The 23002-nt window shown below is 31.5% G+C and carries 17 protein-coding genes and 1 pseudogene; 11 read left to right on the forward strand and 7 right to left on the reverse strand.

The genetic code is table 11. The features are described 5' to 3' along the window. Positions 1 to 4: 4 nt before the first annotated feature. The 6 genes from murC (at position 5) to NR218_RS07245 (ending at position 9273) form a co-directional block, all read left to right on the forward strand. The gene (gene murC / locus NR218_RS07220) at positions 5 to 1318 is read left to right on the forward strand and encodes a UDP-N-acetylmuramate--L-alanine ligase (RefSeq protein ID WP_048761610.1); all 1314 of its coding nucleotides are present in this window, start codon (positions 5 to 7) and stop codon (positions 1316 to 1318) included. 77 nt (positions 1319 to 1395) lie between these two features. Continuing rightward, the gene (locus NR218_RS07225; RefSeq protein WP_002449680.1) at positions 1396 to 1893 is read left to right on the forward strand and encodes a DUF948 domain-containing protein; all 498 of its coding nucleotides are present in this window, start codon (positions 1396 to 1398) and stop codon (positions 1891 to 1893) included. A 71-nt stretch (positions 1894 to 1964) separates the two neighbouring features. Continuing rightward, positions 1965 to 4790, forward strand: coding sequence for a hypothetical protein (locus NR218_RS07230; RefSeq protein WP_265883296.1), 2826 nt, complete (start codon positions 1965 to 1967; stop codon positions 4788 to 4790). Positions 4791 to 5011: 221 nt separating this feature from the next. Further along, positions 5012 to 6103, forward strand: coding sequence for a bifunctional 3-deoxy-7-phosphoheptulonate synthase/chorismate mutase (locus NR218_RS07235; RefSeq protein WP_019835463.1), 1092 nt, complete (start codon positions 5012 to 5014; stop codon positions 6101 to 6103). 262 nt (positions 6104 to 6365) lie between these two features. After that, on the forward strand, positions 6366 to 7355 hold the full coding sequence (gene ccpA, locus NR218_RS07240) for a catabolite control protein A (protein ID WP_017176097.1): 990 nt from the start codon (positions 6366 to 6368) through the stop codon (positions 7353 to 7355). A gap of 250 nt (positions 7356 to 7605) precedes the next feature. Then, positions 7606 to 9273: a formate--tetrahydrofolate ligase gene (locus NR218_RS07245; RefSeq protein WP_019835462.1), complete on the forward strand. Its 1668-nt coding sequence runs from the start codon at positions 7606 to 7608 to the stop codon at positions 9271 to 9273. 270 nt (positions 9274 to 9543) lie between these two features. Here the strand turns inward: NR218_RS07245 and NR218_RS07250 are convergent, their stop codons facing one another. Continuing rightward, complete coding sequence (locus NR218_RS07250) at positions 9544 to 10431, reverse strand: transglycosylase domain-containing protein (RefSeq protein WP_265883297.1); 888 nt, start codon at positions 10429 to 10431, stop codon at positions 9544 to 9546. 345 nt (positions 10432 to 10776) lie between these two features. Here NR218_RS07250 and tyrS point away from each other — a divergent pair, with 345 nt between their 5' ends. Continuing rightward, positions 10777 to 12039, forward strand: coding sequence for a tyrosine--tRNA ligase (gene tyrS / locus NR218_RS07255; protein ID WP_002487995.1), 1263 nt, complete (start codon positions 10777 to 10779; stop codon positions 12037 to 12039). A 66-nt stretch (positions 12040 to 12105) separates the two neighbouring features. Here the strand turns inward: tyrS and NR218_RS07260 are convergent, their stop codons facing one another. Then, positions 12106 to 13362: a S1C family serine protease gene (locus NR218_RS07260; RefSeq protein ID WP_019835460.1), complete on the reverse strand. Its 1257-nt coding sequence runs from the start codon at positions 13360 to 13362 to the stop codon at positions 12106 to 12108. A 167-nt stretch (positions 13363 to 13529) separates the two neighbouring features. Between NR218_RS07260 and NR218_RS07265 the strand changes: the two genes are divergently transcribed. The 3 genes and pseudogenes from NR218_RS07265 to NR218_RS07275 all read left to right on the forward strand — a co-directional run bounded on the left by NR218_RS07265 (position 13530) and on the right by NR218_RS07275 (position 17400). Then, the gene (locus NR218_RS07265; RefSeq protein ID WP_017176102.1) at positions 13530 to 14147 is read left to right on the forward strand and encodes a lysophospholipid acyltransferase family protein; all 618 of its coding nucleotides are present in this window, start codon (positions 13530 to 13532) and stop codon (positions 14145 to 14147) included. A 468-nt stretch (positions 14148 to 14615) separates the two neighbouring features. Continuing rightward, positions 14616 to 16077 (forward strand): annotated as a pseudogene (gene nagE, locus NR218_RS07270) (N-acetylglucosamine-specific PTS transporter subunit IIBC). Positions 16078 to 16272: 195 nt separating this feature from the next. Next, positions 16273 to 17400 (forward strand): HAD family hydrolase, encoded by a 1128-nt coding sequence (locus NR218_RS07275; protein ID WP_017176104.1) that lies wholly within the window; start codon positions 16273 to 16275, stop codon positions 17398 to 17400. A 47-nt stretch (positions 17401 to 17447) separates the two neighbouring features. Here NR218_RS07275 and serA read toward each other — a convergent pair whose 3' ends face one another. From serA to NR218_RS07290, 3 genes are all read right to left on the reverse strand, one after another. Then, on the reverse strand, positions 17448 to 19043 hold the full coding sequence (gene serA / locus NR218_RS07280) for a phosphoglycerate dehydrogenase (protein ID WP_017176105.1): 1596 nt from the start codon (positions 19041 to 19043) through the stop codon (positions 17448 to 17450). Continuing rightward, positions 19033 to 20196 carry a pyridoxal-phosphate-dependent aminotransferase family protein gene (locus tag NR218_RS07285; protein ID WP_017176106.1) on the reverse strand — a complete coding sequence of 388 codons (1164 nt, stop codon included), beginning with the start codon at positions 20194 to 20196 and terminating at the stop codon, positions 19033 to 19035. The genes serA and NR218_RS07285 overlap by 11 nt, the downstream gene beginning before the upstream one ends. Positions 20197 to 20299: 103 nt before the next feature. After that, positions 20300 to 20743: an OsmC family protein gene (locus NR218_RS07290; protein WP_017176107.1), complete on the reverse strand. Its 444-nt coding sequence runs from the start codon at positions 20741 to 20743 to the stop codon at positions 20300 to 20302. Positions 20744 to 20821: 78 nt separating this feature from the next. Between NR218_RS07290 and NR218_RS07295 the strand changes: the two genes are divergently transcribed. Next, positions 20822 to 21568: a glycerophosphodiester phosphodiesterase gene (locus tag NR218_RS07295; RefSeq protein ID WP_048680930.1), complete on the forward strand. Its 747-nt coding sequence runs from the start codon at positions 20822 to 20824 to the stop codon at positions 21566 to 21568. Positions 21569 to 21619: 51 nt separating this feature from the next. On the opposite strand, the gene rpsD is transcribed toward NR218_RS07295, so the two are convergent. Then, positions 21620 to 22222, reverse strand: a complete 603-nt coding sequence (gene rpsD, locus NR218_RS07300) for a 30S ribosomal protein S4 (RefSeq protein ID WP_070508291.1) — start codon at positions 22220 to 22222, stop codon at positions 21620 to 21622. A 231-nt stretch (positions 22223 to 22453) separates the two neighbouring features. Beyond that, complete coding sequence (locus NR218_RS07305; protein WP_017176110.1) at positions 22454 to 22921, reverse strand: GAF domain-containing protein; 468 nt, start codon at positions 22919 to 22921, stop codon at positions 22454 to 22456. Positions 22922 to 23002 lie beyond the last annotated feature (81 nt).

Here is a 23002-nt window from a genome sequence, read left to right on the forward strand (position 1 = left end):
GGATATGACGCATTATCATTTTGTCGGAATTAAAGGTGCAGGAATGAGTTCATTAGCACAAATTATGCACGATTTAGGACATGAAGTTCAAGGTTCAGATATTGAAAAATATGTATTTACAGAAGGAGCACTTAAAAATAAAGGGATTAAAATTTTACCATTTAGTGTAGATAATATACATGAAGGAATGGTAGTTATTCAAGGTAATGCATTTCCTGATACACATGAAGAAATTGTTAGAGCACATGAATTAAAGTTGGATGTGATTAGATATCATGATTTTCTTGGTCAAGTCATTAATCAATATACATCGGTAGCAGTTACAGGTGCTCATGGTAAAACGTCTACAACTGGTTTATTATCTCACGTTATGAATGGAGACAAGAAAACATCATTCTTAATTGGTGATGGTACAGGAATGGGTTTACCAGGTAGTGATTATTTTGCATTTGAAGCGTGTGAATATAGACGTCATTTTTTAAGCTATCACCCAGATTATGCAATTATGACAAATATTGATTATGATCATCCTGATTATTTTAAAGATATTGACGATGTTGCTAGTGCTTTCCAAGAAATGGCAAATAATGTAAAAAAAGCGATTATTGCTTGGGGAGATGATGAACATTTAAGAAATCTAAAAGCAGATGTACCTATTTATTATTATGGTCTTAGTAAAAACGATGATGTATATGCAGATAATATACAAATAACTGAAAATGGTACTCAGTTTGATGTGTATATTAATGGAGAATACTATGATCACTTTTTAACACCACAATATGGTAATCATAATGTTCAAAATGCCTTAGCAGTTATTACAATTAGTTATCTTGAAAAAATGGATGTTAATAATATTAAAGAAGCTTTAGAAACATTTGGCGGTGTAAAACGTCGCTTTAATGAAACTTTTGTTTCAAAACAAGTATTAGTAGACGATTATGCTCACCATCCAAGAGAAATTAGTGCTACAATTGAAACAGCACGAAAAAAATATCCAAATAAAGATGTCGTTGCAGTATTCCAACCTCATACGTTTTCAAGAACTCAAGCTTTCTTAGATGAATTTGCTGATGCATTAAGTAAAGCAGACCATGTATTTTTATGTGAAATTTTTGGTTCAATACGTGAAAATACTGGAGAATTAACTATCCAAGATTTAATAAATCGTATTGACGGATCTGCGTTAATCGATGAAAATAGTATTGATGTATTAGAAAAATTTGATAATGCTGTTATTCTATTTATGGGTGCAGGAGATATTCAAAAAATCCAAGGTGCTTATGAAGAAAAAATTGGTATGTCAAAAGAATTCTAATATGTTTATATATAATTATTATGGGTATTTATAATTAATGACTTTTATTTTAAAAGAATATTTAGGAGGCGTTTTTTATGCATTGGATTTTACCAATTGCTGGAATTATTGCTGCAATCGCATTCTTAATTTTATGTATTGGAATTGTTGTAGTTTTAATTTCAGTTAAGAAAAATTTAGATCATGTGGCTAAAACACTTGATGGTGTTGAAGGTCAAGTTCAAGGTATTACTCGTGAAACTACTGATTTACTTCATAAAGCTAATCGCTTAACTGAAGACATTCAAGGTAAAGTTGAACGTTTAAACTCTGTTGTTGATGGCGTTAAAGGTATTGGCGACTCAGTTCAAACTTTAAATAGCTCAGTTGATCGTGTGACTAACTCAATCACACATAATATTTCTCAAAATGAAGATAAAATTTCTCAAGTAGTTCAATGGTCAAATGTTGCAATGGAAATTGCTGACAAATGGCAAAATAGACACTATCGTAGAGGAAGTGCAAACTACAGAGCTAACTCTGTAGCTAATGATGCAAATCAAAATTACACTACAAACGTTGAGAAAAACTTTTAATATGATTCAATCAAATGCACTTAAATGAGGTTTTTACTTGTTTAAGTGCATTTCTTATAGGAGGAATAAATATGAGTAAGAAATATAATCGTGACTCATTTGAAACGAACAACACTAGCAATGATTTACATGGTAGAGGTGCGAATCAACAAGAAGACGTAGCGCAAAGTAGTGCGACAAAACACTACGATAGAGATGCATTTGAAACGAACAACACTGGTAATGATTTACATGGTAGAGGTGCGAATCAACAAGAGGACGTAGCGCAAAGTAATGCGACAAAACATTACGATAGAGATGCATTTGAAACGAACAACACTGGTAATGATTTACATGGTAGAGGTGCGAATCAACAAGAAGACGTAGCGCAAAGTAGTGCAACAAAACATTACGATAGAGATGCATTTGAAACAAATAACTTAGGTAATGACTTACATGGTCATGGCGTAAATCAACCTAATGGTGATGTGTACACAAATGCGACAAAACATTACGATAGAGATGCATTTGAAACGAACAACACTGGTAATGATTTACATGGTAGAGGTGCGAATCAACAAGAGGACGTAGCGCAAAGTAATGCGACAAAACATTACGATAGAGATGCATTTGAAACGAACAACACTGGTAATGATTTACATGGTAGAGGTGCGAATCAACAAGAAGACGTAGCGCAAAGTAGTGCAACAAAACATTACGATAGAGATGCATTTGAAACAAATAACTTAGGTAATGACTTACATGGTCATGGCGTAAATCAACCTAATGGTGATGTGTACACAAATGCGACAAAACATTACGATAGAGATGCATTTGAAACGAACAACACTGGTAATGATTTACATGGTAGAGGTGCGAATCAACAAGAGGACGTAGCGCAAAGTAATGCGACAAAACATTACGATAGAGATGCATTTGAAACGAACAACACTGGTAATGATTTACATGGTAGAGGTGCGAATCAACAAGAAGACGTAGCGCAAAGTAGTGCAACAAAACATTACGATAGAGATGCATTTGAAACAAATAACTTAGGTAATGACTTACATGGTCATGGCGTAAATCAACCTAATGGTGATGTGTACACAAATGCGACAAAACATTACGATAGAGATGCATTTGAAACGAACAACACTGGTAATGATTTACATGGTAGAGGTGCGAATCAACAAGAGGACGTAGCGCAAAGTAATGCGACAAAACATTACGATAGAGATGCATTTGAAACGAACAACACTGGTAATGATTTACATGGTAGAGGTGCGAATCAACAAGAAGACGTAGCGCAAAGTAGTGCAACAAAACATTACGATAGAGATGCATTTGAAACAAATAACTCAGGTAATGACTTACATGGTCGTGGTGTAAATCAACCTAATGGTGATGTGCACACAAATGCGACAAAACATTACGATAGAGATGCATTTGAAACAAATAACTCAAGTAATGACTTACACGGTCATGGAGTAAATCAACTAGATCAAAACAACTTTGTTAATACACCACATTATAATCGTGATGACTATGAGAGTTATAATCATCCAAAATTCTCAAATCAAGCTACTCGTGATACTAATCAAGAGATTGATTATAAAACTTATTATAATGATCCAAGATTTAAGTCTCGTAAACGTTTTATTGTTAGCTTTATTACCGGTGCAATCATTGGCTCAACTATTGGACTTTTAACTAAAAATAAAGCAAACCAAAAAATTGATGATTTAAAAGCAAAAGAACAAGAAGTTAAAGATAATTATTATAGTATTAAACAACAAACAGAAGAAACAATTGATAATGTAAGACATAAAATTGAAGACTTAAAAAATAGAAAACATACAGGTATTTCTTCCGATGAGCTTGCAGCACAACGTCGAGCAATTCAATCAGAAACATCAAGCAATTTGGCAGACGAATCACCACAAGCGCAAGAAATACAAGAAGCCAAAAAAGAAGCAATCACTAAAGATGAAAAACAAGAAGAAACAGATGCACTTGCAGCACAACGCCGAGCAATTCAATCAGAAACATCAAGTAACTTAGCAGACGAATCACCACAAGCGCAAGAAATACAAGAAGCCAAAAAAGAAGCAATTGCTAAAGATGAAAAACAAGAAGAAACAGATGCACTTGCAGCACAACGTCGAGCAATTCAATCAGAAACATCAAGTAACTTAGCAGACGAATCACCACAAGCGCAAGAAATACAAGAAGCTAAAAAAGAAGCAATTGCTAAAGATGAAAAACAAGAAGAAACAGATGCACTTGCAGCACAACGTCGTGCAATTCAATCAGAAACATCAAGTAATTTAGCAGACGAGTCACCACAAGCGCAAGAAATACAAGAAGTCAAAAAAGAAACAATCGCTAAAGATGAAAAACAAGAAGAAACAGATGCACTTGCAGCACAACGTCGTGCAGTTCAAAATGAATCAGAAATAAATCAATTATCTAATCCAGCAAGAAGTCATCAAACTCAAAACAGCGAAAATGAATCACAAGCTTCTAAAATTGCATCGGCAGCTAGAACTAAGCAAGCTAAGTTAAAAGATAATAAAGATGTAGCAAGTAATACTCAAAAATTATTTGAGGAGGCACCAATAACATCTTCTAAATATGATAAAGTGCCTAATTTGATAACTAAAAATCATAAGTCATTTAATAAAGATGAAGAAATAACAAAAAATAAACAAACTCACCATGATGCTAAATTTGAAAAAGGAGTTATTACTCACCAACATCAACCATCTCAATCAAATTCAACTCAAAAAAATAAAAAACATAATCAAAAACGTAAAAATCAGAATCAAAAAAATAAAAATAAAAACAAAACGCCAAAGCAACAACAAAGAGCTGAAAAAGCAAATAGTAAAATAGAAAAACGTACATTTAATGATTAATATTTTTTAAAGAGCAGTGTAATATTTTACATTGCTCTTTTAATTCTTTATATAGTATTATTAATTATATTAATTTTAATAATTCAGAAATATTAGAAAATTTATTCGATTTATAGTTGAACATTTTTAATGTAATTGTTAGAATACTATCTAAATACAATTATTTTACCGCTTTAAAGTAATATAATTCAGTATAGTAAAATTTATTGAGGTGAGTATGAATGTCTACAAAGTTAGAACAATACAGGGAAGAGATAATTTCAATTAATAATCAAATTCTAGACTTATTATCAAAAAGAGGGGAATTAGCTCAAAAAATAGGAGAAGAAAAAATTAAGCAAGGTACTAAAGTTTATGACCCTCAACGAGAAAAAGAAATGATTAATGAATTAATGGATCGTAATAACGGACCATTTAATGATAATGTAATTAAACAATTGTTTAAAGAAATCTTTAAAGCGTCTACTGATTTACAAAAATCAGAAAATGAAAAGCACTTATATGTTTCAAGAAAATTAAAACCGGAAGATACAATTGTAAAATTTGATAATGGTGGAGTTATTGGTGATGGAAATAAATCATTTGTATTTGGTCCATGTTCTGTTGAATCTCAAGAACAAGTTGATGCAGTAGCTCGTGATTTACAAGCCAAAGGTGAGAAATTTATTAGAGGCGGTGCATTTAAACCAAGAACATCACCATACGATTTCCAAGGATTAGGAATTGAAGGGCTTAAAATATTGAAAAATGTTAAAGATAAATTCAATCTTAATATTGTTAGTGAAATTGTAAATCCAGCTGATTTCGAAATTGCTGATGAATACTTAGATGTCTTCCAAATTGGTGCAAGAAATATGCAAAATTTTGAATTACTTAAAGAAGCTGGACGTACAAATAAGCCAATCTTATTAAAACGTGGTTTATCAGCTACTATTGAGGAATTTACATTTGCAGCTGAATACATTGCTTCTCAAGGTAATAAAAATATTATTCTATGTGAACGTGGTATTCGTACTTATGAAAAAGCTACTCGTAATACACTTGATATTTCTGCCGTACCTATCTTAAAACAAGGTACTCACTTACCAGTAATGGTAGATGTTACACATAGTACAGGACGTAAGGATATTATGTTACCGACTGCAAAAGCAGCACTTGCAGTGGGTGCAGACGGAGTAATGGCAGAAGTACATCCAAATCCATCAGTAGCTTTAAGTGATAGTGGTCAACAAATGGATTTAAATGAGTTTGATAAATTTTATAATGAATTAAAGCCATTAGCTGACATGTACAATTCTAAACAACTTAAATAAAACATCATACTTTAATTTACTAGCTATTCATTTTACTAAAATATAGGGCAATATAGAAAGTTTTATATTTAACTTCTATATTGTTCTTTTTTAGTTAAAACGAATAGTTTTATTTTGATTTTATTAAATCTATTAACTAAAATTTGACACAATTGTGAATATAAGTCTTATATATTTGACACATAACCAATTTATGATAAACTTTGAAAATGAAATGAAAACACGTTATAATAATAAATGAAACGCTTACAAGGAGGAAATTATGACGGTAACTATATATGATGTAGCTAGAGAAGCTCGTGTATCTATGGCAACTGTATCACGAGTAGTTAATGGCAATCAAAACGTAAAACCAGAAACACGTAAAAAAGTAAATGATGTTATTCAAAGATTAAATTATAGACCAAATGCTGTTGCAAGAGGACTAGCTAGTAAACGTACAACTACAGTAGGCGTTATTATACCAGATATCTCTAATATTTATTATTCTCAACTTGCTAGAGGTATTGAAGATATTGCAACAATGTATAAGTATCACTCTATCATTTCTAATTCAGATAATGATTCAGAAAAAGAAAAAGAAATTTTTAATAATTTGTTAAGTAAACAAGTAGATGGCATTATCTTTTTAGGTGGTACAATTTCTGATGAAATCAAAGATTTAATTAATCATTCTTCAGTTCCAGTTGTAGTATCTGGCACAAATGGTAAAGATGACAATATCGCATCTGTTAATATCGATTTTGCTAAAGCTGCCAGAGAAGTTACAGAACAACTTATTAAAACAGGCGCAAAAGATTTTGTACTTGTAAGTGGAGATTATTCTAAAAAGGCTCAAGAAGATGTACTAAGTGGTTTGAAAGATGCTTTAAACAAACATCAATTAAAGTTAAATAACACTATAGAATTATCAGGTTCAGAAAGCTATAAAGACGGAGTGAATGTTTTTGAAAAATTAAAAAATAATTTACCTGATGCTATATTATCTATTAGTGATGAACAAGCAATTGGTATTTTGCATAGTGCTCTTGATGCTGGAATAAAAGTTCCAGAAGAACTACAAATCGTTAGTTTTAATAATACGCGTTTGGTAGAAATGGTTAGACCTAAACTATCTAGTGTCATTCAACCATTGTATGACATCGGAGCAGTAGGTATGCGTCTTCTTACTAAATTTATGAATGAAGAAGACATTGCAGAACCTAATGTAGTTTTGCCACATAGAATTGAATATCGAAATACTACTAAATAAAGTAATGTAGAAAAAAGGATAAAATGAATAATTTTATCCTTTTTTAATATATAAGTTACTATAATATAATTATGTAAACCTTTTAATATTACTAAATTTATTTTTAAGGAAATTAAATATTTTTGTAAACGCTATCAAGTATTCGACATATATTTGTTTGTTAGTTATTATAAAGTAGTAAGATGATTTGGTAGTTATTTCTAAATATCTTATTACATAAAATTTATTTTAAACAAGGGGTTGAAATAATTTGGCACATTTATCAGATTTAGATATTGCTAATCAATCAGAATTAAAACCAATTGGAGACATTGCAAAAAAAGCAGGAATACCTGAACATGCTTTAGAGCAATATGGACACTACAAAGCTAAAATTGATATTAATCAAGTTCAATCAAAAGAAGAAAAAGGTAAAGTTGTCTTAGTAACTGCAATGAGCCCTACACCAGCTGGTGAAGGTAAATCAACTGTAACAGTAGGCTTAGCTGATGCTTTTAATGAGTTAAATAAAAATGTAATGGTTGCTTTACGTGAACCTGCTTTAGGGCCAACTTTCGGAATTAAAGGTGGCGCCACTGGTGGGGGATATGCGCAGGTTTTACCTATGGAAGATATTAATTTACACTTTAACGGCGATTTCCATGCAATTACAACAGCGAATAATGCATTATCAGCATTTATAGACAATCACATTCATCAAGGTAATGATTTAGCAATTGATGTACGTCGTGTTGAATGGAAACGTGTACTTGATATGAATGATCGTGCATTACGTAATGTCATTGTTGGGTTAGGTGGACCAACTAACGGTGTTCCACGTGAAGATGGTTTCAATATCACTGTAGCATCTGAAATAATGGCGATTTTATGTTTAGCTCGTAATATTAATGATTTAAAAGAAAAAATCAGTCGTATTACAGTTGGTTATACTCGTGAGCGTAAACCAATTACTGTTGCAGACTTAAAAGTTGAAGGCGCTCTTGCAATGATACTTAAAGATGCAATTAAACCTAATTTAGTACAAACTATTGAAGGAACACCAGCACTTGTACATGGTGGACCATTTGCTAATATAGCTCATGGTTGTAACTCGATTTTAGCAACTGAAACTGCACGTGATTTAGCAGATATTGTTGTTACAGAAGCAGGATTTGGTTCAGATTTAGGCGCTGAAAAATTTATAGACATCAAAGCACGTGAAGCGGGCTTTGAACCTTCTGCAGTTGTCCTAGTAGCTACTGTTCGTGCATTAAAAATGCATGGAGGCGTTGGTAAAGATAATCTAAAAGAAGAAAATGTTGAAGCAGTTAAAGCTGGTATTGTTAATTTAGAGCGTCATGTTAATAATATTAGAAAATTTGGAGTAGAACCTGTGGTTGCTTTAAATGCGTTTGTACATGACACTGAAGACGAAACTGAGGCAGTTAAAGCTTGGGCTAAAGAAAATAATGTACGAATTGCCTTAACAGAAGTATGGGAAAAAGGCGGTAAAGGTGGCGTTGATCTTGCTAATCAAGTTCTTGAAGTCATCGATCAACCACAAGAATTTAAATTCTTGTATGATTTAGATCAATCATTAGAAGAAAAAATTGAAACAATTGTAAAAGAAATCTATGGTGGTTCTTCAGTAACGTTCAGTAAAAAAGCAAAAAAACAATTAAAAGAATTTACCGACAATGGATGGGGCAAATATCCAATCTGTATGGCTAAAACACAATACTCATTTAGTGATGATGCAACCGCTTTAGGTGCACCAACTGATTTTGATATAACTATCAGAGAATTAGAAGCTAAAACAGGCGCTGGATTTATTGTTGCATTAACAGGGGCAATTATGACAATGCCGGGATTACCTAAAAAACCAGCGGCATTAAACATGGATGTCACTGATGAAGGTCATGCAGTAGGATTATTCTAATTTAGATTAAAGAAAAAGCGTTTGAGACATTTACTGTCTCAGACGTTTTTTTGTTTTACCAACAAATTTCATCATTTTGTTGGTAAAACTGCATGTGAAAAAACAAGCGATTTAGCGGCAAAACCAAGTAAAAAACGAATTTCAGGTAATTTAAATCATATATCGATATTTTGTGTTATTACTATCATATATTTATTTTAAAAGGTTCTTAAATTCAATACTCATAAATCATTTAAATTAATATATGTGCGATATAAGATATTGATTGATTCATTGAGGCTTAGTTAATAAATGATCATAAATAGTATATTGTTTTGCCTGTTGATATGTCTTTTTACTGATTACCCCTTCCACTAGCATTCGTTTTAATACATAATACTGACGGTCAATACTAATTTTAACTTCGTTATAAGACTTCAAATCACCATTATCTTCATACGGTGTATACGTATAAGGGCTTTGCAATAAGCCAACAAGATAAGCAGATTGTGCAACATTTAACTTGGAGGGGGGAACGTTAAATAAACTATAGGAAGCAGACGCAATTCCACTTATATTTGCACCATTATAATCGCGTCCAAACGGTACAATATTTAAATATGTATAAATAATTTCATTTTTAGATAATATTTTTTCAAGACGCATCGCTAATATAATTTCATTTGCCTTACGACTATATGTTTTTTCATTTGTTAAGACTTGATTCTTTATTAATTGTTGTGTAATTGTACTTCCGTCAGAACGAGAATTTAAACTTAAAACATCTTGGATCATTGCTCTTATTAACGCTTTTGGTAAAATTCCATCATGTTTAAAAAATAATGTGTCTTCAGAAGATATTAATGCTTTAATTACGTTTGAATTTACATGTTTTGGACCTACGATGAGAGAGTTTTGAGAATGATCATACTCAGTTAAAATATTTTTATCGTGATTCAAAATCTCATCACCTGAAAAGTGTAGTACGCGGTGTTTCAATTCAGTATCACTTATATTTGAAGCTTCTTGAGTAAGATGATGAAAATAAGTAGCAGTACCAAGAACAATAAGTATAGAACCTAAAACTATAATACTCAAAAGACCTACCATAATATGTTTTATAAACTTATAATTTTTTTCAAACGTTTTAAATTGAGCATCTTTAAATAATAATTTCATGGTAGTCCTCCTCAAATTAAATACAGTATATCATATCTAGCATATTTGACTTTTAGAAGAGGTTTTTTTATAATTATTATCAATTCAATATGTATTGAATAAGAGGAGAAGTAATATATAAATTAACTTAACAGAGAGTTAGTGGATGCTGTGAACTAACATGTGTTTATATATGAATACACCTCATACTTATTTATTCAACGTTTATTAATGAGCGTATCATTAATAGAGTAAACAATTCTATTTGAATTGTTAAGTATGGTGGTAACGTGCATAAGCGCCCTTACATTGTTGTGAGGGTGCTTTTTTATTTAATAAAAATAAATTTTATAGGAGGATATAACTATGTCAAATGCATTACTAGAAGAATTACAATGGAGAGGTTTAATTTATCAACAAACTGATGAACAAGGTATTGAAGATTTATTAAATAAAGAACAAGTAACGTTGTATTGTGGTGCAGATCCAACTGCTGATAGTTTACATATTGGTCATCTTTTACCATTTATGACATTACGTCGATTCCAAGAACATGGTCATCGTCCAATAGTACTTATTGGTGGAGGCACTGGTATGATTGGAGACCCATCTGGTAAATCTGAAGAACGTGTATTACAAACTGAAGATCAAGTAGCAAAAAATGTTGAAGGCTTAAGCGCTCAAATGCATAAACTATTTGAATTTGGCACAGATAAAGGAGCCGTACTCGTTAATAATAGAGACTGGTTAAGTCAAATTTCACTAATAAGTTTCCTACGTGATTATGGTAAACATGTAGGTGTCAATTATATGCTAGGTAAAGATTCAATTCAATCACGATTAGAAAATGGAATTTCATATACAGAATTTACCTATACTATTTTACAAGCAATTGACTTTGGCCACTTAAATCGTGAACTTAATTGTAAAATTCAAGTTGGTGGTTCTGATCAATGGGGTAATATTACAAGTGGTATTGAGTTAATGCGACGTATGTATGGTCAAACAGAAGCTTATGGTTTAACTATTCCATTAGTGACAAAGTCTGATGGTAAAAAGTTTGGGAAATCAGAATCTGGAGCTGTTTGGTTAGATGCTGAAAAAACAACACCGTATGAATTTTATCAATTCTGGATTAATCAATCGGATGAAGATGTTATTAAATTCTTAAAATACTTTACATTCTTAAGTAAAGAAGATATTAATCGCCTTGAACAATCTAGAGATGAAGCACCACATTTACGAGAAGCTCAAAAAGCACTTGCTGAAAATGTAACAGAATTTATTCATGGTAAAGAAGCACTTGATGATGCAATTAGAATTTCAGAAGCATTATTTAAAGGTGATTTAAAATCTTTATCAATTAAAGATATCAAAGCAGGGTTTAAAGAAGTACCTCAAGTTGAAGTTTCTAAAGCAACAACTAACATTATTGATGTTTTAATTGAATCTGGAATTGCTTCCTCAAAACGACAAGCAAGAGAAGATGTAAACAATGGAGCAATTTATATTAATGGTGAAAGAGAACAGTCTGTTGATTACAACTTAACTGATGAAGATAAATTTGATAATGAATTTACAATTATTCGCCGTGGTAAGAAAAAATACTTCATGGTAAATTATAAATAATCTTATCTGAGAAGAATATATTGAAAACGAGGTTAATCCATTATTTTGGATTAACCTCGTTATTTATTATCGAATAAATTGACTATTATTATCTTCAGAATTATATGATTGCGAAGATATTGATTTTTGATTTTTAAGAGTGACTGATACGTCTTTAGTTTTACCATCACGTATAACAGTCAACTTCACGGTTTCACCTGGCTTTTTATTTTGATATAAGTACGTTCTTAGATCGGTATCATCATCTACTTTTTTACTATCTACTTTAGTAATGATATCGCCAACTTTTAATTCACTAGAGTGGCTAACTTTTGCTACATACACACCAGTATCACGATCAGTTTTTAATTCTTTTTTATAAGAATCTGGAATATCACTTAAGTTAAGTAACCCTATTCCAATTGAAGGACGTTCTACTTTACCATGTTTAACGAGTTGTTCAATTGTAACTCTTACTTCATTACTTGGGATTGCAAAACCAATACCTTCAACTTGGTCAGCAGCAATTTTCATTGAATTAATACCTACTAAATTACCATTAACATCTACTAATGCACCTCCAGAGTTACCAGGATTAATTGCTGCATCTGTTTGTAGCACATTCACTTTAGTTCCACCAGAAGTGGTATTAGATTCAATTGTACGTTCATTTGCAGAAATAATACCTGATGTTACTGAGTTAGCAAATTCTAAGCCAAGTGGGTTACCCATTGCGAAAACACTATCGCCAGTTTGAACTTTAGAAGAATTTGCGAATTTCATTGCTTTAATTCCTTTTTGAGAATCAATTTTTAAAACTGCAATATCTGAAACTGCATCTGTACCTACAAGCTTTGCTTCTACTTGTTTACCATTATGTAATTGTACTTTAATTTGTGATGCACCATCAATAACATGATTATTAGTGACGATGTAAGAAGAATTGTTGTTAATTTGATAAATAACACCAGAACCGATACCAGCTTCTTGTGCTTTAGTTGATTTACCTTGTAATAAATCGTCAAAACTTGTTACCTTTTGCATATTGATGACACCTACAATAGCAGGAGAGACATCTTTGATCATGGCATTAACCGATTTATATTTATCACTTTTACCGTCTAACACATTGCCACCTTTATCATTTGTAGCCTGTTGGACTTGAGATCCACCACTATTTGAATCATCTCCATTCATAAGTCGATTAACTCCTAAAACAATTAATGCTCCTATGATACCAGCGATTAGAGCAATAATAATAATTCTAAACCATGGAAATTTCGGTTTAGGTGGACGTGAATGTTGATAATCACTGGATTGAAAATATTGATTATATTCTGTCATATGAAACCTCCGTATTTATTTTAACCATTATCTCAATTATGAAGAAAATATTTAAATATTTCTAGTAAATAGCTATCAGACTTAAGATGTATCTTTTAAAATCTTGTTCACGTGATAAGTTAATGATAAAATCGACTAAGTGTAGAAACTTAGAAGTAGGTGACAAAATGTATAAATTTATTAGTAAATTTTTAGAATTAATAATCGTAAAAATGGCACGTTCATTACATATTGTAGGTAAAGAGAACATTCCTAAAGATAGTAAATATGTTGTGACTTGTACCCATGAAAGTTATAATGAAGTAATTTTATTAGGATTAGCTTTAATTCCAAATGAAATTCATTATATGGCTAAAAAAGAATTATTTAGTAATAAATGGGGTGGCAAATTTTTAAGATCTTTAAATGCTTTTCCAGTAGATCGAGAAAATCCGGGACCTAGTACGTTAAAGCAACCTGTTAAATTATTGAAAGATCATAAAACAGTAGGTATCTTCCCAACAGGTCATAGAACTTCAGTTGAAGGCGCGCCTTTAAAACGTGGAGCTGCAACGATTGCTATGCTAGGTAAAGCACCAATCTTACCAGCTGCTTATGTTGGACCAACGAAGTTACATGGTTTAGTCACTGGTCAAGCGATGATTAAATTTGGTAAACCTATTTATCAGTCTGACATACCTAAAGATTTAAAGCGTAACGAAAAAATTGATTTTCTAACTAAAGAAATAGAAAGACGTACAGCACAGTTACAACATGAACTTCATCTTATTCAAGCACGTCTTTAATAGATATTGATAGCATTATTCATCAGAAGATTTTCTAAATAGAGAATCTTCTTTTTTTATAAATAATTGATAAATGGATGATAGGAGTACCATGAGTGAAAATGACAAGTTTTAAGAAATCTATTTTCCGTTAGTACCATATATTATCTAATGTATTGTTCTTGTTATTTTGACTTTAATCATTTTTATTTAGTCAATGTGGAAAGATTATTTAATAAAAAAAGGATTTGAAGTAAAATACCAGTTAATTATCTCAATCAATAATAAAAATCACTTATAATATCTTATTAAATATATATATATACGTTTTAATCTTTATTGGTTAGAGCGTATCTTTTTTATATTGTCATCACATTGTCTATTTATATAAAATAAACATATAGCGTAACCGCTTACAAATATGGTAGATTATATATTGGACTAAATACATAAAAAATATAATTTTTAATAAATAAAGGAGGATAAAAGATGTTTAAATTCTTTCAAAATCTCGGAAGATCGTTAATGCTCCCTGTAGCTGTTTTACCAGCAGGAGCAATCATAACCGGGATAGGTAACTTACTAAACGCACTTCATGTTCTTCCCACAGTAGCCATGTTCTTTTCAATTGTAGGAACAGCTATTTTAGGACAATTAGGATTAATTTTTGCTATCGGTGTAGCTATTGGTATGGCTAAAAAGAACGATGGGGCGGTTGCTTTGGCAGGTGCGTTAGGATATGCTATGGTAACGAAAGTATTAAATCCAGAAAATGTGGCTACGTTATTTAATATAAAAGAAAAAGCAGTTAACTTAGGCTTTACAAAAATGGATAATTCTAATGTATTTCTTGGTATTATTATCGGGTTAATTGCAGCATATTCTTTTAATAAATTTAGTGAAGTTGAATTACCTATGGCCTTGTCATTTTTTAGTGGTAAACGATTAGTACCTATTATGACTGTATTTTTTAGTACCATATTAGCAGTTATACTATTATTTATTTGGCCTATGGTCTTTTCAGGCATTGTTGCATTTGGAGAATGGTTAGTAGGTTTTGGTTCATTCGGGGCATTTTTATATGGTGTCTTTAATCGATTACTTATTCCTACTGGTTTACATCATGCATTGAATGCAGTATTTTGGTTCGATACAGCAGGAATTAATGATATTGGTAAATTCCAAACAGGTGTAGATGCAGTAAAAGGTATAACAGGACGTTATCAAGCAGGTTTCTTCCCAATTATGATGTTTGGTATACCAGCAGCAGCACTTGCAAATGTATCACAGTGCTGAGACAAAGCAACAAAAGCAAGTATGGGGATGGTTTTTAGCAAGTGCTATTTCAGCATTTGTAGTAGGCGTTACAGAGCCAATTGAATTTGCATTTATGTTTGTTGCACCTGTACTTTTTATCATACATGCCTTATTAACAGGACTTTCATTACTTATTGCATCTCTATTTCATTGGACCGCGGGATTCTCATTTAGTGCAGGATTAATTGATTATGTTTTATCGCTAATTAATCCAATCGCTAATCACCCTTTAATGCTATTAGTTCAAGGTATTGTATTCTTTATTTTATATTATGTTATTTTTAGAATTATGATTAAAGTATTGAATTTAAATACAATAGGACGTGGTGATAACTTACTAGCTGATCCGGTAGTAGAAGAAACGACGACTACAGATAAATCAAAAAGTGGAAAATATCATCAACCAGCTACACAAATATTAGAAGGTTTAGGTGGAAAATCTAATATTGATAGTTTAACAAATTGTGCTACACGACTTCGCTTAGAACTAAAAGATAATACGATTATTGATGAACAAAAAATTAGAAATGCTGGAGCTGTTGGGGTGACGAAAAATGGCCACCATTCAACACAAGTAATTATTGGTACACATGTTCAACAGGTAGCAGATGAAATTGAAAAACAGTTGAAATAATTCAATAGAAACAATAAAAGCGACAATATATGTCCAAATCATTTGTTACACTATAGTCCTATTGATAAATATTGTTTATATAAAAGAGCTAATGCTAGATTTTAAGCATTGGCTCTTATTTTTATTACATTGACTTTATATAAATGTTCGTTATGATTATAAGTATCAGAATAGTCAAAAAATGGAGAGATGTCGATGAAATCAATTTTATTTGATGTAGATGGTGTGTTTTTAAGTGAAGAACGTTGCTTTGATGTATCTGCCTTAACAGTAGAAGAACTATTAAAGAGTGATGACTTTTTAGGTTTAGATAGCGCTCAAAATTTTAATTATATGAATGATGAATTAATTGAAGATATAAGAACACGAGTATTTTTAAATGATCAAATTTTAAATCAATTAAAATCTTTAGGCCTTAATTCTAACTGGGATATGCTATTTGTTGTATTTAGTATTCACTTCATCCATCTCTTGAAACAGTTGGATTCAGAAACAATTAGACAAGTGACTCATGTTGAAACGTTTTCAGTTGAGACTCTACGTGAATTACAATCTTATAATGATCAATTTAAAGTTAATTATGCAGTACCGTTAAAATTTATTCAAAATAGTCAAAGTGGTAAAGAGAATATTTATCTTGAATTAGAAGGTTATGCAAAAGATCAATTAAATATTGAAAATGCTAAATTATTTAATTTAAAAAGTCCACTTTGGAATTTAGCTAGAGCAGTATATCAAGAATGGTATTTAGGAACAACTTTATATGAAAAAGTAGAAAAACTTACTCCTTTGTCTATTCCTAAATCTGGTTTTATTTATGAAGAAATGATCTTACGTCCTGTGGAAGAAATTAAAACTTTATTAAATGATATAAAACAAGCAGGTTTTAACATTGCCATTGCAACTGGTAGACCAAGAACAGAAACCATTGTTCCATTTGAATCCTTTGGTCTTAAAACTTTTTTTAATGAAAAGCATATTGTTACAGCGAGTGAAGTATTGAAAGCTGAGTCAGTATTTCCAAAAGAAGGGTCACTAGGTAAACCTAATCCATTTAGTTATATTGCAACTCTTTATGGAAACAATGAGAGAGATTATTTGCACTATATTCAAAATCAAACACATATTGTTAATGAGGATGATGTATTTATTGTTGGTGATTCATTAGCGGATTTATTGTGTGCTAAAACGATTGGGGCAACATTTATAGGTACTTTAACTGGTTTAAGTGGGAAAGGAGCAAAAGAAGAGCTAGAGCAACATGGTGCTGATTATATTGTTAATCATATTTGTGACATTAGACATATTCTACTTAATAAATAATAAAAAGAAGGGAACGCCGAATATTATCGTCGTTCCTTTCTTATTTATTATATTGATAAAGTTGTACCGTAGATTTTATCAAAATCACCAATCTCATATAATTCTTTAATAACTTGTTGAGTAATAGGTTGATCTACTGACAGAATCATCATTGCTTGTCCACCTTCAGAACTTCTTCCTAAAGACATTGAAGCAATATTGATATCATGTTTACCGAGTAGTTGACCTGTTAAACCTACCATTCCTGGTAAGTCTTTATGATAAGAAATAAATTGATAAGCATTAGGTTTAAAATCTACTGAATAATCATTAATTCTTACAATACGTGCACCAAATCCGTCTATTACAGTTGCACCAATTTTCACCTCTTCATGTTCACTTATCAAATTAATTTGAATATAATTGCTGAATGTCCCCTGTGAAGCACGATTTTCAATATGATGAGTGATACCTTGTTCGTTTAATAATGCAATAGCATTAATTAAGTTCACGCGTTCACCTAAATTTTGTTTTAAAATTGACGTTACGATTGATCGAGTAATTAAATCAGCTTCTTTTTTAGCATGTTCTCCGTTAAAAGTCACTTTAATCTCTCTAGGCGCATCATCTAATAATTGAATTGCCAATTCACCTGAAAGCTGGCTAATACGAAGCCATTGTTGTGTCTTCTCATCAATATGGTTTAAGTTTAACTTAGGTGCATTGACTGCGTTTGTAACATTACCATTTTCTAAAATATCAATGATTTCTTCAGCAACTGATACAGCTACTTTTTCTTGTGCTTCAATCGTAGATGCACCTAAATGAGGAGTTACAATAATATTTTTATGATCGAGCAGCGGTGAATCTAGAGGAGGTTCATTTTCAAATACGTCTAATGCTGCTCTAGCAATTTGATGTTGATTTAAGGCATTAAGCAAGTCGTTTTCATTAATAATTCCGCCTCTAGCTACATTAATAATTTGTAACGTTGGTTTAGCTTGATTAAAGAAATGAGCATCGATAATACCTTTTGTTTTAGGTGTTAATGGTGTGTGAACGGTAACAAAATCTGAACGTTGAGCAATTTCATCAATTGTTGCTAGTTCAATTCCAAGTTGCTCTGCTTTTTCTTTAGTCAAAAAAGGGTCATAAGCTAAAACAGTCATACCAAAACTTTTTAATCTTTTTGCTACACCTAAACCAATACGTCCTGCTCCAATGACGCCTAATACTTTTTGATATAATTCAACTCCTTTAAATGCTTTACGATTCCATTCTTTATTCTTTAGTGATGTGTAAGCTTGCGGTATATTTCGTGCCATTGCTAGAATCATAGCAACTGAGTGCTCAGTAGCAGAAATCGTATTTCCATCGGGAGCATTTACAACGAGTATACCATTTAGAGTTGCTGATTTTATATCAATATTATCCACACCTACACCGGCTCTTGCAATAACTTTTAAGTTTGAAGCATGGTTAATAATAGATTCTGTGACTTGAGTTTGACTACGTACGATTAACCCTTGATAGTTAGGAATAATATCGACAAGTTCTTTTTCAGTTAAACCAGACTTAAAATCAACGTTAAAATCAGGATGATGGATTAAACTTTGTAAACCTTTTTCTGAAATTGGATCTGAAACTAAAATATTATGCGTCATGTTGAATTACCTCCGTAAATTTTAGCGTAGCTTTGCCAATATAATTGACTTTACGATAATCTGTAAGAATGATTTCTAAAGCTGAAACAACAGATAAAATATCAAAAGGTGACACTTTTCCCATGTGACCAATTCTCAAAATGGTTCCTTTTAGTTTGCCTTGACCACCAGCAATAGTAATATTAAATCTTGATTTTAGTGTTGATTTAATATATGTTAATTCGTCTTTATCGTGAGGGATAAAAGAAGTAACAGTAGGAGAGGCATATGAGTCTTTAGTAACTAATAAATTTAAATCTAATGCTTTTAAACTTTCTCTTAAACCATCTCTAATCAAGTAATGTCTGTGAATGGTATTGTTAAATCCTTCTTTTTTAATAAGTGCAGCATAAGCGTTAACCGCTCTAAATAATCCAACATTTGGTGTGAATGGAGTAGAATTTTGTTCAATAGAATCAAAGTACTTATTTAAATTTAAATAAAAACGTGGTGTTTTAACTGCTTTAAATCGCTCTTGTGCACGATGATTATAAGCAACAAAAGATAGGCCAGGCGGTAACATTAAAGCTTTCTGGCTACCTGACACGAGTACATCAATATTGTCTCTTTCTAAATCGACATCAACGGCACCAATACAACTTACGCCATCGACAACGAAGTAAATGTCTTGATTGAATGCTTTAATCACTTTTCCTAATTTGTGTATAGGGTGAAGTACAGCAGTAGAAGTCTCGCAAAATTGGGTGAATACAGCAGTAATATCATGTTTAAGTGAATGTAAATATGTTTCAAATGCTTCAATGTCGACCGCTTTTCCCCATTCAACATCATAAACATGTACATTCTTATAATATGTTTCAGCAATTTGTTTAAAACGATTGCCAAATGCACCTGATACAATGACTACAAAATGATCCTCGGGATTGACTATATTTAACATACTAGCTTCTAAGACGCTAGTACCACTTGAAGTAAGAATCATTACTTTATTTTTAGTTCCAAAAATAGGTTTTAAATGATTAAATGCTTCTTCTGCGATAGCTTCAAAATCTGAAGAACGATGGCCTACCATTGATAAATTAAGTGCATGTGTGATTTCATCAGGTACAGGGGTTGGTCCAGGTGTTAATAATAAGGGTTCATAATAATACATCGTAAATCTTCCTCCTGATATAAGATTTTTTAATTTTACCAAATATTCTGAAAATTTAAAAGTCTAAAATAAAAAGCGGCAGTTAAATCGACCGCTTTTAGTTCTAATCTTGAATGGTTGCTTGAATTTCTATTTTAACGTTGTTTCGAATTGAGTTAGATATCATACAATGATGATCAGCAATATCTAATAGTTTAGGAAGTCGTTTATTAAGATGCGTTTTTTCTTCTTCTGTAAGAGATATTGTTGGATAATGAGTGATTTTTTCCATTTTAAATTTTCCATTTTCAAACACTGCGCTTCCAATTGACTTAATTTCTAAATGAATATTAGTAAATTTAGCTCTTTCAAGTGTAGCAGCTAAAGAGATAATATAACATGATGAGGCTGCTGCAACTAACATTTCATCGGGATTTGTCCCAGTTCCATTACCACCAAGTGAAGAGGGAATAGAAATTTGCTCAGAAATTACATCACCATTAACTTTACCGATTTCTTCACGACCTCCACGCCATGACGTATGAACTACAAAATCGTGTTTAACCATTATTATTGACCTCCTATATCATTATGGTAATTTAAGTGTAGTTGAACATATAATTAATTTAAAGGATGGTATTTAAAAATGAAAATACAAAAGCCTAATACATCATTTCAAATCGTTGCACACCGTGGATTATCGCAGAAATATCCTGAAAATACGGTAGAAGGTTTTAAAGCAGCCCTTATGCAACATATTGATATGTTAGAAATTGATGTACATTTTACAAAAGATAAACAATTAGTAGTCATTCATGACGATTCCATTGACCGCACATCGAATCAAAAGGGTAAAGTAAAAGATTTTACTTTAGAAGAATTAAAACAATTTGATTTTGGAATCAGACATGGTGAAACTTTTAAAAATACTCGTATTTCTACTTTTAGCGAAGTACTTTCTTTATTTAAAAATTACTCTAAAACATTACTTATTGAAATAAAAAAACCAGAACAGTATCCTGGCATTGAAAAAGCGTTACTTGAGGAACTCGATAAATTTCAAATTCCCTCTCATAGAGTCATTATTCAGTCATTTGATGTGGAAAGTGTTAAAAGAATGTCTGAATACACAAAGAAATATGCACTGGGTGTTTTAATAAGTAAAAAGCAATACTGGTACAAACAACCTGATTTTGAAAATATAGCTTCTTTTGCACAATTTATAAATCCTAACTATAAATTAATAAATAAAAAATTTATCAAGCGTGCTCATGAACATCATCTTAAAGTAATACCTTATACAGTAAATAACATGAAAGATGTGAAAAAATTGATTCATTTAGGAGTAGATGGAATTATCTCAGATATACCAGATAATATATTTAAATTATAAATAAAAAACCACCCTGACCAAAATGGAAAGGGTGGTAGAATATTAATCAACTTATCTTGAGTAGTACTCAACGATTAATTGTTCATTAATTTCAGCTGGTAATTCACTACGTTCTGGTAAGCGAACGAAAGTACTTTTTAAGCTGTCAGCATCGAAATCTAAATATTCTGGTACGAAATTGTTGATTTCAACAGATTCTTTAATGATATCTAAGTTTTGTGATTTTTCACGAACTGAGATAACTTGACCAGGTTTTAAAGTGTATGATGGGATGTCAACACGTTTACCATCAACTTCAATGTGACCATGGCCAACTAATTGACGAGCTTGACGACGTGTACGTGCTAAACCTAATGAGTAAACTACTGCATCTAAACGGCTAGCTAATAAAATCATGAAGTTTTCACCGTGTACACCGTGCTGTTTACCAGCAATATCAAATGTGTTACGGAATTGTCTTTCAGTCATTCCATATAAATAACGTAATTTTTGTTTTTCACGTAATTGTAAACCATATTCTGATAATTTTTTACGTTGGTTTGGACCATGTTGTCCTGGTGCGTAAGGACGTTTTTCTAATTCTTTACCAGTACCACTTAATGAGATACCTAAACGACGAGATTTTTTCCAGTTAGAACCTCTGAAACGAGCCATAATAAGACTCCTCCTTTTTCTTTTTTGTTGGAATGAATAAACAAAAAAGAGTGTTGTATGCTCATTAAGATATATTGTTTTATGTGTCTTCACCTTATAGCTACAGTTACATGACACGTCCACATCGGGAACAACATAGAGCTTAATAATATACAACTGCTATTTTCGTTAATTCACACAAAATTCATTGTACCATTATTTTTTAAAGTGTCAAGGAATCATTTAAATTTATTATTTTGATAATTGGTGTTCTAAGATAGAAACTATCTCTTCAAGTCCTTGTTGATCGCCTTTACTAAATCGTTGTGTAATAGGCGCATCTATATCTAACACGCCGATTATTTCATTATCAACATGAATTGGAACGACAATTTCAGATTTACTATTAGCATCGCAAGCGATGTGACCAGGAAATGTATTTACATCATCGACAAGTTGTGTTTGGTTATTTGCAACAGCAGTTCCACATACACCTTTTCCTATAGAGATATGCACGCAAGCAGGATGCCCTTGGAAAGGACCTAAAATAAGTTCATTATTTTCAATTAAATAAAATCCTACCCAATTGATTTGATCTAAGTTGTCATTGAGTAAAGCTGAAGTATTACTTAAAATTGCAATTAGATTTGTTTCATCTTCAATGAGACTTGCAAGTTGTTTACCTAATAAGTTGTAATTTGTTTCTTTAATTGTCGTCATATAAAAACCTCTCTATGTAATATTTTGTTTATTAGTATAAATGTAAAAATTTTTTCAATCAATTCTTTGAATTTTATTTTA

The sequence above is a fragment of the Staphylococcus sp. SUC_1.2 genome (assembly GCF_026222585.1).

Excerpts from the sequence above, each read along its gene's own strand:
- NR218_RS07260 (WP_019835460.1), bottom strand. The coding sequence starts at position 13,362 with ATGACAGAATATAATCAATATTTTCAATCCAGTGATTATCAACATTCA.
- NR218_RS07305 (WP_017176110.1), bottom strand. The coding sequence starts at position 22,921 with ATGACGACAATTAAAGAAACAAATTACAACTTATTAGGTAAACAACTT.
- NR218_RS07295 (WP_048680930.1), top strand. The coding sequence starts at position 20,822 with ATGAAAATACAAAAGCCTAATACATCATTTCAAATCGTTGCACACCGT.
- NR218_RS07250 (WP_265883297.1), bottom strand. The coding sequence starts at position 10,431 with ATGAAATTATTATTTAAAGATGCTCAATTTAAAACGTTTGAAAAAAAT.
- NR218_RS07290 (WP_017176107.1), bottom strand. The coding sequence starts at position 20,743 with ATGGTTAAACACGATTTTGTAGTTCATACGTCATGGCGTGGAGGTCGT.
- NR218_RS07265 (WP_017176102.1), top strand. The coding sequence starts at position 13,530 with ATGTATAAATTTATTAGTAAATTTTTAGAATTAATAATCGTAAAAATG.
- NR218_RS07230 (WP_265883296.1), top strand. The coding sequence starts at position 1,965 with ATGAGTAAGAAATATAATCGTGACTCATTTGAAACGAACAACACTAGC.
- NR218_RS07225 (WP_002449680.1), top strand. The coding sequence starts at position 1,396 with ATGCATTGGATTTTACCAATTGCTGGAATTATTGCTGCAATCGCATTC.
- serA (WP_017176105.1), bottom strand. The coding sequence starts at position 19,043 with ATGACGCATAATATTTTAGTTTCAGATCCAATTTCAGAAAAAGGTTTA.
- ccpA (WP_017176097.1), top strand. The coding sequence starts at position 6,366 with ATGACGGTAACTATATATGATGTAGCTAGAGAAGCTCGTGTATCTATG.
- murC (WP_048761610.1), top strand. The coding sequence starts at position 5 with ATGACGCATTATCATTTTGTCGGAATTAAAGGTGCAGGAATGAGTTCA.
- NR218_RS07285 (WP_017176106.1), bottom strand. The coding sequence starts at position 20,196 with ATGTATTATTATGAACCCTTATTATTAACACCTGGACCAACCCCTGTA.
- tyrS (WP_002487995.1), top strand. The coding sequence starts at position 10,777 with ATGTCAAATGCATTACTAGAAGAATTACAATGGAGAGGTTTAATTTAT.
- NR218_RS07275 (WP_017176104.1), top strand. The coding sequence starts at position 16,273 with ATGAAATCAATTTTATTTGATGTAGATGGTGTGTTTTTAAGTGAAGAA.
- rpsD (WP_070508291.1), bottom strand. The coding sequence starts at position 22,222 with ATGGCTCGTTTCAGAGGTTCTAACTGGAAAAAATCTCGTCGTTTAGGT.
- NR218_RS07235 (WP_019835463.1), top strand. The coding sequence starts at position 5,012 with ATGTCTACAAAGTTAGAACAATACAGGGAAGAGATAATTTCAATTAAT.